Raw genomic sequence first — 13,242 nt, forward strand, 5'->3', positions numbered from 1 at the left:
AATGAAGGACTTTTTCCAAAAGAAAAGAGGGAATATGCATGAAACGTGAACGATCCGCGCAACTGCACGAGCAAGCACTCGACGTCATTCTAGGCGGGGTGAACAGCCCTTCCCGCTCTTTCAAGGCTGTAGGCGGGGGAGCACCCGTAACGATGGAACGTGCCCAGGGCGCGTATTTCTGGGACGTGGACGGCAATCGATATATTGACTATTTAGCAGCATATGGCCCCATCATTACTGGCCATGCACATCCACATGTGACCAAAGCGATTTGCGAAGCAGCTGCCAACGGCACCCTGTACGGTACTCCTACTCCATGGGAAATTACCTTCGCAAACATGATCCGCGAAGCAATCCCTTCGATGGAGCGCATTCGATTCAACAACTCTGGTACAGAAGCAGTCATGACCTGCATTCGTGTAGCACGCGCCTATACTGGTCGTGTCAAAATCATCAAATTCGCAGGCTGCTACCACGGCCACTCTGATTTGGTGCTCGTTGCTGCCGGCTCCGGGCCATCTACCCTGGGAATTCCGGACAGTGCAGGTATTCCACAAAGCATTGCCAGCGAAGTCATTACGGTACCTTTTAATAATATCGAAGCCTTCGCAGATGCTATGAGCAAATGGGGTAACGAAACAGCTTGCGTACTCGTTGAGCCGATTGTCGGCAACTTCGGTATCGTGGCACCTGAGCCTGGCTTCTTGGAAGAGGTTAACCGCATCACGCACGAAGCAGGCGCACTTGTCGTCTACGATGAAGTGATTACGGCCTTCCGCTTCTGCTATGGCGGAGCACAAAACCTACTCGGAGTCGAGCCTGATCTGACTGCATTGGGCAAAATTATCGGTGGCGGCCTGCCGATCGGTGCTTATGGCGGTCGTCGGGAAATCATGGAGCAAGTCGCCCCACTCGGACCTGCTTATCAAGCAGGAACAATGGCTGGTAATCCTGCTTCCATCCGTGCGGGAATTGCCTGCCTGGAAGTATTGAAGCAACCGGGCGTGTACGATGAATTCGAACGTCTGGGCGCTATGCTTGCGAACGGAATCATCGAGGCCGCAAACAAACACGGCGTAACCATCCAGCTCAATCGTGTAAAAGGGGCATTGGCAGTTTACTTCACGGACGAGCCTGTTCATGATTACGATGCAGCTCAAAAAGCGAATGGAGAAATTTTTGCCCGCTTCTTCCAGCTGATGCTGAATGAAGGGGTATGCCTAGCACCATCCAAATATGAAGCTTGGTTCGTGACGACAGCTCATACAGAAGAGGACATTCAATACACCATTGCGGCTGTAAACCGCGCCTTTTCTCAGCTGTAAACCATTCCCACGTCCTTTCGCATCCGTCCGAGGAAATAATAAGCCTGTTCGCGATAATGTTTTCGAGGAGGATATCCCGGTGTCCAAAGGTGAACAATCATATCCGCAGGCTCCTGAAAAGACGTTGGATTCAAAAATGAGCAGTAAAATGCTCGAAGTGAAGGGCTTTCAAAACCCGCGAAAAACCGAGCATCACAAAACCCAAAATCACGACAGGTGAGCATCAAAACAGACACATTCCCACTCATGCTGACGAGGAATGTGTCTGTTTTTTTGGTATGCAGCAACATTGTCAATAATGGTCAGAGATTGTACAATAAAATAGTGAAACTGTCATAGGACTTATTCGTATACATGAATATGGGACAGAATGAAGTAGTAAGGTTACATGTATGGCTTAGCAACATTTCGTTTTCATAGATTACAACGAGGAGTGAGTGTGGAATGTTTTTCCATCCTATGGATTTCCTGATTCTGATTGCATTCGGACTGTCGCTCTGGGCTCAGTTCCGTGTGAAAGGAACTTTTAACAAATTCGCCGAAGTTCCTACCTCCTCCGGTCTTACCGGTGCAGAGGCCGCCCGCCGCATGCTCGATGCCAACGGCTTGACGAACGTTCCTGTTCAACATATCCCAGGTACATTGACTGACCACTACGACCCGACTGACCGTGTCGTACGCCTGTCTGATCCTGTATACTTCGGCAACTCAATTGCCTCTCTGTCCGTTGCTTGTCACGAGGTCGGCCATGCGATTCAGCACAAGGTATCGTACCCGATGCTGGTAGCGCGCCATCGGATTTTCCCGGTAGTCAACCTGGTGTCCGGTGTGGCGCCGTTGCTGCTGTTGGCTGGTTTCTTCTTTAAAATGGCTGGACTCTTGCTCATCGGGATTATCTTCTTCTCTGGAGCGGTTGCCTTCCAGCTGGTCACACTGCCTGTCGAGTTTAACGCAAGTAGCCGTGCGAAAGAACTGATGCTCAAAATGGGCTTCATCCGCAATGAAGAGGAACGTGGAGCAAGCAAAGTACTGGGCGCAGCCGCTCTGACGTACGTAGCTGCCGCTCTGATCTCTGTTCTGGAGTTGGCGAAATACATCATGATTTTCCGAAGCTCTGACGACTAATCCGTTTAACGAAACTGCAAAGGTACAGCTCTCTCATTTGGGAGGCTGTACCTTTTTTCATGAGGCTACGTTACAATAAGACGGGGGGTTTTGCACATGCGTATTGGAATCATTGGATTAGGCAGTATGGGACAAATGCTGGTGAAATCACTCTGTAAAAGCGGTGTGATCCAGCCCGAGCATATCACCGTCTTCAATCGAACAAGAGAAAAGGCTGAAACTCTGCAAGCATCACATGGCATTCTCATAGCCGAGAGTGCGCAAGAGGTTTGCGACCAGGCAAATCTGGTCTTTCTCTGCACAAAACCACTGGATATCCTGCCTGTTCTCCGTGAGTTGTCTATCCCTGAAAGTGTACATATTGTTTCTGTAGCAGCAGGTGTTAGCATCGATGATTTGGAAACCGTTCATGCTGGAGCCGTGAGCAAAGTAATTCCTACCGTCACTTCGCAAGAGTTGCGTGGTGTATCCTTGTTTACATGCAGCAGTAAAACAACTACAGAGGATCGCAAACAGCTGCTCACCCTCCTGTCCTCCATTAGTCAATCACAGGAAGTATCCGAGGTCGAGATCGAAACAGCGACGATCCTCACCAGCAGCGCCCCAGGACTGATCGCAGGGATTCTTGATTCGTTCGCGCAGGCAGCCGTTCGCAAAACACCAGAGCTTGACCTGGATACAGCGAGAAGCATGCTGGTGGAAACGATGCTGGGAACGGCTCTTTTGCTCAAAAACGAACAGCTTGGCTTCGACCAGCTGATCGAACGTGTTGCTACCAAGGGTGGCATTACCGAGGAAGGCTTGCGTGTTCTTGACAAGACGCTTCCTTCTGGATTTGACGAGTTGTTTGCGATGACAGAATCCAAGCACGCTGCTTTAAAGATACTTGTCCAACAACAAATAAAAGCATAAATTGCGGATAGGAGAACAAGACGATGATCATCGGTTGGATTGGTTTGGGAAACATGGGCATTCCAATGGCTAGCAACCTGCTGACTGCAGGCTACGACGTACGTGTCTGGAATCGTACACCGGGAAAAGCTGCACCATTGGTGGCATTGGGTGCGAAGGAGACAGCCACTCTGTCAGATTTGGTAGCACAATGCGATGTACTGTTCACGATGGTAAGCGATGATGATGCAGTAAAAGCAATCTATACTGGCACAGACGGTCTCTTGAGCCTGTCCATTCAAGACAAGCTTGCAGTAGATATGAGCACGATTTCACCGGATACATCCCGTTATATCGCGGACCAAGCCCAGGAAGCTGGACTGCGCTTTCTCGATGCACCTGTGTCCGGTAGCGTAGGGCCTGCCAAAGAAGGCAAGCTCGTCATCATGGTAGGCGGAGAGCAGGCTGATTTTGAGGTAGCCAAGCCTATGCTGGACAAGCTGGGTAAAGCCGCGTTTTATTTGGGACCAAACGGAGCGGGTACATCTGCGAAGCTGGCGATCAACCTGCTGCTCGGCATTACAGTACAAGGTGTGTCTGAAACATTACTATTCGCACGATCCCTCGGCATTGGTACGGAGCAAATGCTGGACATCATTTCCGAGAGCGCCGTAGGAACACCACTCATTCGCGGAAAAGCGGCATCCATCCTCGCTGACGACTATCCGGCTGCCTTTGCCCTGAAGCATATGGCCAAGGACCTTCGCCTTGCGAATGAAGCAGGCGTCTCTACCCCATTGGCTGAATCCGTAAATGCGACCTATCGTCATGCATTGGAAGAAGGCTTGGGCGAGCTGGATTTGATGGCGATCCTGCGTCATCTCGAGGGAAAATGAATACTCCCCCCACCTACCTACCGGTTGAAGTGGGGGTTTTTTATGTGTCGTCGTTACCGGATTCTTCTTGCCTGCCAATTCCTTGATATGACGTTCTACTGACTTAGAACTACACCCGATGTTTCTAGCCATCATTTCAATGGTCGGATAGAACTGACTCTTGTCGCTCATATAAGCGATTAGGTCAATCAGAATTAACTTCTCATACGGACTCAAACCGAAGCCCGATGGATTTTATGCGGCACTTTGGTAAATCCCTTATGCTGTGACGTGAACTGACTCTCTTGACTCACCGCGTCCATTTTCTCATTAGTGGCTTGGTTATTCTTAATCAACCAGAAGTTACTCATTTTTATTACCATCCTTCTCATCGTTTTATGCCACCGCATGGCGGCTATGAAGTTGGGAAGGTGGCTAGCCATTCAACGTTACCATCGCCTAATATATGTAAACTGGTCGTCACTAGATTTTGAACTCTACACCGTTAATAGTCGGAACTTCTACTCGCTTAGTTGCGATGAAAAATTCTTTGACCGCTCCTCACACTAACCATCGTTTTATTCTGCCAAATTGTTGCGATAAATTAAAAAAAAGCTGTGAGCAAGCGAAGATAACAAAAAACAGATCAATCATGGTGGTATCTGACCATAATCGACCTGTTCGATGCAATGCTATTACGTTAAATAGGTTATAAAATTCAAGCTTCACGTGCGTACAACAAAAATGAAGAATCCTTTATGCGGGTATTACATGGGCTATATGTGTTATTTATTGAACAATGGGTTTATTCGGCACTGGTTGGGGGTCTATTTCATCAACCGCTGTATTCATACTAAAGAACGAAAAAGACCACAACACGGGCGGCAAGCTCGTATCGTGGCAATGTTGGTTGTATTTTACGATCTTGTTGTTGGAGTTGTAAATCAAGTTTACACTATTTTTTTGATGAACACGCTAAGGCTTCACCATTTTACTTCTCCTCTGGTACTTTTATAATGCCTATAATAAGCTCTTTTTCATTAAATATAAGCCCTCCGTTAATATCCTGATAAGATACCTCTTCAAACTTATCATTTAATTTCTGTTTAATTGTTTGTAAATTAGACAACTCGTTTATATATAAATATAGCTTATTAATAATTAAACTTTGAGCATCAATGTGCATTTCAATTTTATTTAAATCACCTGCTAGCCGTTCAATATTCCTTACGTTCCATATTTTTAATCCTTCTTGTTCATCCTCTTCTATTTTAACCAAGCCAAATAAACCAGCCAGTTCCTGATAATTCGGATTTCCTTCTCGGAAAATATCAATTAATTCCATTACTAATTCATCCAAAGAATCTTCCCTAAATTTTTTTCTGAGTAATGCTGGTGAATCATCAAAAAGCCAAGAACCTATATCGTTAAATTCATCATTTCCTGAATCCAATACCCCTATAATACTAGGTTTACTATAAAGAAACTTCTTGTTCAATATTTATCACCGTCCTATTTTCGTTTATATTCCCCACCAATTCTTTCTGCTACCTTATCATAAAACATGTCCCATGCTTCATCCATTCGTCCCTCTTTATATAGCTTATTGAAATTAACATCTGCTCTTAACTCCTCTTGTACTAATCGATACACCATTCGAACTGACTGTCCATCAACTTTCCATCCGTCAATTCCTCTTGTCATACTGAACGTCTTTCCATTGGGAGTTATTGCTCTCATCTCTAGCATATCAAAGTCTACAGCTACCATCATATCTTCCAAACTAAACGGTCCATTAGTAGGATGATTATGAGTAAACACAGCATCTTTTCCTCTGTCCCTATAATCACTAACATCTATTGCCTTCTCAGTACCAATAACTGTGTCCCCAATTAAATTACCATCCTTGTCAAAAAACTGCCCATGCTCTTTAGATTCATGTCTAATTCTGTTCTCTACCTCTTCAACCTTTTTATAATCGTACTTAGCTTTATCCGTCCCCTCATTATCTGGCTTCTTATTTCTATTATTCCCATGATTCCCATGATTATTGTTATGCCCGCCACCACCATTCCCGTCCAGCGAAAATGACATCGGCCTACCTGTATCGGGAACCAGATTGGAAAATCCTTGCATAGCAGCTAAAAAACTATTAACCATCTCTTGCATTTCTTTCAACGCATCTTCAACAGTCTTCGCCTTCGTTTTGAACTTCCCATCCAGCGTTTCCATATCTTTTTTAATAGAGTCAAAAAGCCCGAATAATGGAGTTCCATTTCCGTCGCTTCCATTGCTACCATCTCTGCCGTTACCCTCTGGCGTACGATCCCTATTTGGTCCATCTGGCTTCAGTTTGGCTGCTGTAGTCACTGTCTTTATAGCGGCTCCACCCATTCCACCTGACAGTCCACTCGCGATTACCTCAGCACCTATGACATCCACTCTTCCCCTATTCCTACCTCGTTGGTAGCTTTCCTCCAGTGTTCTTTTTAGCTTTGCTTCTTTACCTCCATACTTGTCTTCTATATGGTGTAGCCAATTCACCCCGACCGGAATAACGTAGTCCTGCATGACGCTCTCACCGACTTTTGTACCAGCCGCTTGTAGATCTTGACCGATTTCACCTAACGACTTTTCGCCCTGAAACACATCTCCTACATAGTTTGCCGCACTCGTAGCTTTTTGTTTTGTTTCTTTTGCTAAGTTGTTCCCCTCGGTTAACGACTTAACCTTAGTTCCCCTGATGTTGGTGACCGTCTCCCTTTTCCCGTAGCCTTTGCTCATCCCGAGAATCACCACCACCGTCCCACGATATGAACCATGTACCCGTATTAGATTCCTGACGAAGGAATGGCCTGTTACCCGCCAAATCTTTCATTCCAGACATGCAAAAAAGCTCATTCCTACTCATGGTTCAAGTTGGAAAGAGCTTTTGATAGTTTATCAAGTGTTTGAGTTGTTTAGTGTTGGGTTTGTTGGTTGTATTGTATGATCTTGTTGTTGGGTTTGTACACGTGTTTACACAAACTTTTGACAGACCCTACTGTGTAGCCCCACCACCAGTTTTTTCTTTCCCTAAATATTAGTTTATAGGTTGCTTATATCGATAGGTTCTTTTATCACATATCTTTCATACCAATTACCCAAAGGAATGTATGATACATTTATTATATCCAACTCATGAGGTTTAAGAACGAAAAACCCACCCCTTTCTGCAATTCTAATTAGTGGTTCATAAACACTGAGATACTTGGAATAGGTTGGATTAATGTCAACATATCTTGCTAACTGAATGTAATACTCAAATACTTTACCAAAATACGCTTCTTTAGTTAAAAAATCTGATGCTTCTTTACTGCAAAAATCCGAAATTTTGATTCCTTCCTCAAAATCACCAAGTATTTTTGCTATATTTGCTATCATTGGATGTGTTGGCCTCACAGATTCTTCCCTGAAAAAAACTGCCAGTCTCCTCAAATATTCAATACCTAGTTTAGAATTTTCCTCGTTTTCTTTAGTACGTACTTCATTCCATTTAATTTGGTTTATCCTTGAAACTACTTCGTTTAGATACAATTTTCTCACCTCATTATTAAATCTTATTAGGTTTATCTGAATGCTTCAGTACATTATCGAATAAATTATAGCCTGGGAATGAGTCAGCCTGACCAAATCGATTCTCATGCATCTGTACCTATATTTCTGGCATGGGGTATAAAATATGGTTACCTCTCGCTGCAAAAAGAAAAAGGCTCATTCCTTCTCATCGTTCAAGTTGGAATAAGCCTTTGAAAGTTAGTTTAAGCTTTTTTGTGTTTGATTTGTTGTATTGTACGATTTTGCTGTTGGAGTTGTAAACCAAGTTTACTCCAAACTTTTGACATACCCATGCAATCGTCGGCAGCTACTATATTTAAAGAGTCAAGTACTTATTATGAGGTTGAGCTTTAAATTATCTGCCAAACGTTCTAATACCCGTTCTATTCTCAATTGCAATTTTTGTTTTTCATTTTTAGACAGTTGTTCTCCTACATCATCAACGTTAATTTCTTTAAGGGTAATTTCAATATGTTTAAGTTCAATAGTATCCGTCAATCCGTCCTCTAATAATCTTTCAGCTAATGTAGTGTAGACTCCGATTTTTTCACTCTTTGTGTTTCTACAATCTCTTTTAAATCTCTCCAATACCTCTTTTGCTATTTGATCAGGAGTTTTGTCTTTTAAAGTTATAGAATGATAGTAGTTGTTTACTTCATCAATCATTTCGTCATAGTACCACATCGCTCTTGCATTATTCGTTAATTGTTTTTTACTTAGATTATATAAAACTTCTTTCTTTCGCTTAATTAACTCTTTATATTCGCTTTCAGATAGTATATGTCGTAGAATTTCGTAGTCAACCTCATCTAAAAGCTTTATTATTATGTCTTTTGATTTATGAAATACGTAGGGTTGCTTTAATACTAGCTCACTATACCTAACTAAAATTGTAGCTTTTTCTAGATCACCACTTTTCATTATTAGCTCGAAATCTTCGAAAGTCTTGGCCAATGCTTCTAAATTACTCATGTTCCTATATTTATATTCCTGAAATGTCTCATCAAATGAGTTCAAAATCTCTCTATAATTTAATTTAGGAATCATGGTCTAACCTCCCGTTTTTTTTATTGGTGTGATAGGATTTCCTTGATTATGAAGTACTTCAATGAATGTTCTTATACTTCTCTTTCGCCACCTGGTTCTTGAAAGCTCTACACGCAGCCTTTCGGTTTCCTACAATTACTTTTCAATAGAACTTCAGTAGTCAATTGCTCTCTTTCATTAGCTACAAAATCTACTTTCATTCGGCTACACATAAAAACAGGTCAATCATGGTAGTATCTGACCATAATCGACCTGTTCATTGCAACAGAATAACGTTATTTAGAAGTACTTTTCAGACTGACGCCAACATCCTTGTTCATCGAGATGTAGAGCATCCCTTCCTTGGCCGTCATCATCAGCTCTTTATCCCCGAGCGTGAACTCTTTCCCCTGTGGATTCCCAAACGTCTTCACACCGGGGTCCTGCATTTGCCGCTCCTGCTTCTCAGCATCCGCTCCTTTAGGCGCATGGCGCACGGAGTTCATGACCATGCCGTCGTCCTCTTCGGCGCTCGGGAAGTACAGCTTTACCTTTGAGCCAAGCTCGGGGATGATGTACAAATCATCTGCATATAAAAACAGGTCAATCATGGTGGTATCTGACCATAATCAACCTGTTCAATGTAATGCTATTATATTGAATTGAATTCAAGCTCCATGTGCGTATAACCAAAATGAAGAAACCTTTATACAGAAATTACATGGGTTAAGTATGTAATTGGTTGAATGATGGGTTCATTCAGAACTGAGTGGGATCTATTTAATCATCCATCGCCATCTTATCAGAGAACGAAAAAAACCACAACACGGGCCGCTAGCTCGTATCGTGGCTTTGTTGGTTGTATTGTACGATCTTGTTGTTGGGGTTGTAAACCAAGTTTAAGCTAAATTTTTGACAGATCCTAAGAATCATAAATTGTCAATATCTAATGGCTTCATGTCAACGAATTTATCATACCAACTATTTAACGGAATATGTGCACATTTTTCTACATTTAACTCACGTGGTTTAAGAACAACCATTCCTTCTCTCTCAAAGATTTTCAATAATGGTTCATATACACTTAAATATTTTATAGCATCTTTATTTTTGTCTGCAAACTTCGCTAATTGTAAATAGTATTCAAACACTTTATACACGTAAACATTCTTACCAGAAGCCCCCATTGATTCCACGTTACAATAATCTGAAATAGTCACTTCGTCTTCATTGTCACCTAAGAGTTTGGCTATATTTGCAATAATAGGTGGCATTGGTTTTATTGAATTCTCCTTAAAAAACTGAGCTAGTCTTCTTAAAAATTCACATGCTAAGTCAGCCTCTACCTCTGAAGAATTGGACCCGATTCGGTCCCATCTTATATTATTAATTCTTGCTATTGCCACTTTCAGATTCATTATCGTCACCTCAAAATTAATAGTCATCAGGATCATCAGCATAGTATTTGTTTACGTCTTTCACAGGATCATATCCTGGGAATGGTGGCGGATTCGGGTCAGTTTCATCCGCTTTATCATGTGCATTTTTCGAAGGTACAATATTAAATCTTTTTTTGTCAACGTTCCATGTAGATTGATCTCTTAACGGCAATGGTCCAGAAATAATTTCTCCCTTCTCGTTCCTAACCCCAAACTTCATTATATCGCTTTCTTTCAATTCATGATTTGCAAGCTCCCTAAACCAGTCCTTTTCTTCTTTTTTGAGTTCTCTTTTTTGTGCCTGTTGCCAACCGTAAGCAATATCTTGATCTCCTTGCATATATAGTTTTTGATAAGGTTTACCATCTACTGATAGATCATGAATAGTCAAAAACAAATGTTTTTTAATCCCGGCAACTTCAGATTCCGTTAATCCTGTATTTTTGGCAACCGTTGGTACATCTTCTAAACCTATTTTTCTTATATCAATATATTTTCTCTCAATAAAAGCTTGAAATCCATCTTCTGGAGGTATTATATATGGTCTCATTTCCGCAGGATCAGTTAAATACTTACCCTCATGAGTTCCCTTAGCTTTATCCGTCCCCTCATTATCTGGCTTATTATTTCTATTATTCCCATGATTATTGTTATGCCCGCCACCACCATTCCCGTCCAACGAAAATGACATCGGCCTACCTGTATCGGGAACCAGCTTGGAAAATCCTTGCATAGCAGCTAAAAAACTATCAACCATCTCTTGCATTTCTTTCAACGCATCTTCAACAGTCTTCGCCTTCGTTTTGAACTTCCCATCCAGCGTTTCCATATCTTTTTTAATAGAGTCAAAAAGCCCGAATAATGGAGTTCCATTTCCGTCGCTTCCATTGCTACCATCTCTGCCGTTACCATCTGGCGTACGATCCCTATTTGGTCCATCTGGCTTCAGTTTGGCTGCTGTAGTCACTGTCTTTATAGCGGCTCCACCCATTCCACCTGACAGTCCACTCGCGATTACCTCAGCACCTATGACATCCACTCTTCCCCTATTCCTACCTCGTTGGTAGCTTTCCTCCAGTGTTCTTTTTAGCTTTGCTTCTTTACCTCCATACTTGTCTTCTATATGGTGTAGCCAATTCACCCCGACCGGAATAACGTAGTCCTGCATGACGCTCTCACCGACTTTTGTACCAGCCGCTTGTAGATCTTGACCGATTTCACCTAACGACTTTTCGCCCTGAAACACATCTCCTACATAGTTTGCCGCACTCGTAGCTTTTTGTTTTGTTTCTTTTGCTAAGTTGTTCCCCTCGGTTAACGACTTAACCTTAGTTCCCCTGATGTTGGTGACCGTCTCCCCCTCATCACTCGCTAACAATTGTACTCCCGTGTAGGCAACATCGACAACATCTACGGCAAAGTTCCATAGCGACGACAGGGTCTCTTCAACGACTTCACCTTCCCCTTTGGCTTCGGCCGTATCGTGATCTGCGAGTCGTTTATCTACCGCGCCCTGCCAGCCTAGACTCTTAATATCTTGTTCAAACGGACTCAAGATTGGTGCAAACGAATGACTCTTCTCCGCATCCAGAAGAATCTGATCGCTACTCGTGTCGTTCTCTTCTACTAATGCGATCGTATCCGCAGCTGTATCGAGGTACATCCCTGCCGAACCCACCATGTAGACAGCGGCACCATTTACATTCAGCTCTCCTGACGCGTGAATGTTTACATTCGTGGTACTGTTCAGACTCACACCCCAGAGGCTACTCAGCGAGATTTCCAACGCACCTTCTTTGGCGGTCATCCTCAGTTCGGTGTCTCCCATGGTGAATTCTTTTCCTTGTGGGATGCCAAACGATTTGACTCCCGGGTCCACCATTCGCTTGTCGTTCTTCTCGACAAAGCTTCCCTGTGGCGCATGACGGACGGAGTTGATGACCATCGCATCGTCCTCATCGGCACCTGGGAAATACAATTTTACTTTAGAGCCGATCTCCGGCATGAGGTATAGGATTTGGTTGCCTTCCGCCCCATACGGGAACCACTGTGCCTTGCTCTTGTCTTGCGTTTTATCGATAGTAAGATGGATTTTGACTTGGTTTCGTCCGATTTGAATGATTTTCCCGTCGATAGCGGCACCGATGATGGCTTTGTTATAGATCTTCTTTTGTTTCACACTTTTGCGAGTTGCGCAAACATACGTCCACCTGAATAGACCATCTACCATGCTTGCTATTCGCTTGGTAATAGCGAAGGTCTGCCCCTCTCGCAGCACTTCATCCCCAAGCTCTAAAACATCGTCGTGTTCAAACGTGTAGGTTCTGTATGGTGCGATGGACTGGTTAACCTCGTATGGCCTGTCTTTCAGCTTGATCTGCTTTCTTCCCTCTGGTAGACCGACCCAGAAGCGCACCTTATTCGCACTCACATCTGGTACGAGGACAGCCCCTACGTGAGAGGCAATTCGTTTTAAAAACATCCAGTCCGTCTCTTCATACTGCATGATGTATTTGCCCTGCTTGAGATCATTGAAGGCATTATCGATCATATCTCCACCAGGATACTTCGACACCAGCTCATCTACAATACTTGAGTACAATCGGCTCTCGTCTTGAAAAGAACACATCTTCACGCCCATATCCATGGCATAGGTATGCGATACAGCTTCCACCGTCAAATAGTGGACATCACGGACAACCTTGATCTCCACATGATGTAGTCGTCCGATAAATATCGACTTCTTCTGCTTTCCTACCTTCTGACACAGCTCAATTACGTCGTGGCTGCTTGCTCTATGTATAATCTCATCTTCTTTTTCTTCGGGAACAATACCTGTAAAGCGTAATTTTGCATGTTCGCCAGTTTGATGGACAAATTCCAACCGATCAAGTCGGATCGTTCCATAGGACCAGACAATTTGTATATCCTGGTAGGTCATGACTCCATCAGTTCCCTGCATAA

At 43.3% G+C, this 13,242-nt stretch carries 13 protein-coding genes; 5 read left to right on the top strand and 8 right to left on the bottom strand.

All coding sequences use genetic code 11. The annotated features are described in order from the left end of the window. Positions 1-38: 38 nt before the first annotated feature. The 5 genes from EL268_RS24790 (at position 39) to EL268_RS24805 (ending at position 4,237) form a co-directional block, all read left to right on the top strand. Positions 39-1,325, top strand: a complete 1,287-nt coding sequence (locus EL268_RS24790; RefSeq protein ID WP_106657737.1) for a glutamate-1-semialdehyde 2,1-aminomutase — start codon at positions 39-41, stop codon at positions 1,323-1,325. A gap of 79 nt (positions 1,326-1,404) precedes the next feature. Further along, the gene (locus EL268_RS32960; protein ID WP_164724518.1) at positions 1,405-1,545 is read left to right on the top strand and encodes a hypothetical protein; all 141 of its coding nucleotides are present in this window, start codon (positions 1,405-1,407) and stop codon (positions 1,543-1,545) included. Positions 1,546-1,769: 224 nt separating this feature from the next. Then, positions 1,770-2,450: a zinc metallopeptidase gene (locus tag EL268_RS24795; protein ID WP_048031441.1), complete on the top strand. Its 681-nt coding sequence runs from the start codon at positions 1,770-1,772 to the stop codon at positions 2,448-2,450. Positions 2,451-2,546: 96 nt separating this feature from the next. Further along, the gene (locus EL268_RS24800; RefSeq protein ID WP_106657738.1) at positions 2,547-3,362 is read left to right on the top strand and encodes a pyrroline-5-carboxylate reductase family protein; all 816 of its coding nucleotides are present in this window, start codon (positions 2,547-2,549) and stop codon (positions 3,360-3,362) included. A 23-nt stretch (positions 3,363-3,385) separates the two neighbouring features. Beyond that, the gene (locus EL268_RS24805) at positions 3,386-4,237 is read left to right on the top strand and encodes an NAD(P)-dependent oxidoreductase (protein ID WP_106657739.1); all 852 of its coding nucleotides are present in this window, start codon (positions 3,386-3,388) and stop codon (positions 4,235-4,237) included. A gap of 212 nt (positions 4,238-4,449) precedes the next feature. On the opposite strand, the gene EL268_RS33530 is transcribed toward EL268_RS24805, so the two are convergent. The 8 genes from EL268_RS33530 to EL268_RS24845 all read right to left on the bottom strand — a co-directional run bounded on the left by EL268_RS33530 (position 4,450) and on the right by EL268_RS24845 (position 13,240). Next, on the bottom strand, positions 4,450-4,587 hold the full coding sequence (locus EL268_RS33530) for a hypothetical protein (RefSeq protein ID WP_232030049.1): 138 nt from the start codon (positions 4,585-4,587) through the stop codon (positions 4,450-4,452). Positions 4,588-5,207: 620 nt separating this feature from the next. After that, a complete protein-coding gene (locus EL268_RS24815; protein ID WP_106657740.1) occupies positions 5,208-5,714 on the bottom strand; it encodes a hypothetical protein in 507 nt (168 codons plus the stop codon). Positions 5,715-5,728: 14 nt separating this feature from the next. Then, positions 5,729-7,000, bottom strand: coding sequence for a hypothetical protein (locus EL268_RS33150; protein WP_197724032.1), 1,272 nt, complete (start codon positions 6,998-7,000; stop codon positions 5,729-5,731). Positions 7,001-7,303: 303 nt separating this feature from the next. Continuing rightward, the gene (locus EL268_RS24825; RefSeq protein ID WP_106657718.1) at positions 7,304-7,792 is read right to left on the bottom strand and encodes a hypothetical protein; all 489 of its coding nucleotides are present in this window, start codon (positions 7,790-7,792) and stop codon (positions 7,304-7,306) included. Positions 7,793-8,137: 345 nt separating this feature from the next. Beyond that, positions 8,138-8,860 (bottom strand): Imm3 family immunity protein, encoded by a 723-nt coding sequence (locus EL268_RS24830; RefSeq protein ID WP_106657719.1) that lies wholly within the window; start codon positions 8,858-8,860, stop codon positions 8,138-8,140. A gap of 275 nt (positions 8,861-9,135) precedes the next feature. Beyond that, entirely contained in the window at positions 9,136-9,450 is a 315-nt protein-coding gene (locus EL268_RS24835; protein WP_232030051.1) for a hypothetical protein, read from the bottom strand. 318 nt (positions 9,451-9,768) lie between these two features. Beyond that, positions 9,769-10,257 carry a hypothetical protein gene (locus EL268_RS24840; protein ID WP_106657720.1) on the bottom strand — a complete coding sequence of 163 codons (489 nt, stop codon included), beginning with the start codon at positions 10,255-10,257 and terminating at the stop codon, positions 9,769-9,771. 16 nt (positions 10,258-10,273) lie between these two features. After that, on the bottom strand, positions 10,274-13,240 hold the full coding sequence (locus tag EL268_RS24845) for a late control protein (protein WP_197724033.1): 2,967 nt from the start codon (positions 13,238-13,240) through the stop codon (positions 10,274-10,276). Positions 13,241-13,242 lie beyond the last annotated feature (2 nt).

It is taken from the genome of Brevibacillus brevis, from assembly GCF_900637055.1.
Lineage (GTDB): Bacteria > Bacillota > Bacilli > Brevibacillales > Brevibacillaceae > Brevibacillus > Brevibacillus brevis.

What these genes read in the sequence shown, in the direction of transcription:
- EL268_RS24790 (WP_106657737.1), top strand. Translation starts at nt 39, where the DNA reads ATGAAACGTGAACGATCCGCGCAACTGCACGAGCAAGCACTCGACGTC.
- EL268_RS24795 (WP_048031441.1), top strand. Translation starts at nt 1,770, where the DNA reads ATGTTTTTCCATCCTATGGATTTCCTGATTCTGATTGCATTCGGACTG.
- EL268_RS24800 (WP_106657738.1), top strand. Translation starts at nt 2,547, where the DNA reads ATGCGTATTGGAATCATTGGATTAGGCAGTATGGGACAAATGCTGGTG.
- EL268_RS24805 (WP_106657739.1), top strand. Translation starts at nt 3,386, where the DNA reads ATGATCATCGGTTGGATTGGTTTGGGAAACATGGGCATTCCAATGGCT.
- EL268_RS33530 (WP_232030049.1), bottom strand. Translation starts at nt 4,587, where the DNA reads ATGAGTAACTTCTGGTTGATTAAGAATAACCAAGCCACTAATGAGAAA.
- EL268_RS33150 (WP_197724032.1), bottom strand. Translation starts at nt 7,000, where the DNA reads ATGAGCAAAGGCTACGGGAAAAGGGAGACGGTCACCAACATCAGGGGA.
- EL268_RS24830 (WP_106657719.1), bottom strand. Translation starts at nt 8,860, where the DNA reads ATGATTCCTAAATTAAATTATAGAGAGATTTTGAACTCATTTGATGAG.
- EL268_RS24835 (WP_232030051.1), bottom strand. Translation starts at nt 9,450, where the DNA reads ATGATTGACCTGTTTTTATATGCAGATGATTTGTACATCATCCCCGAG.
- EL268_RS24840 (WP_106657720.1), bottom strand. Translation starts at nt 10,257, where the DNA reads ATGAATCTGAAAGTGGCAATAGCAAGAATTAATAATATAAGATGGGAC.
- EL268_RS24845 (WP_197724033.1), bottom strand. Translation starts at nt 13,240, where the DNA reads ATGCAGGGAACTGATGGAGTCATGACCTACCAGGATATACAAATTGTC.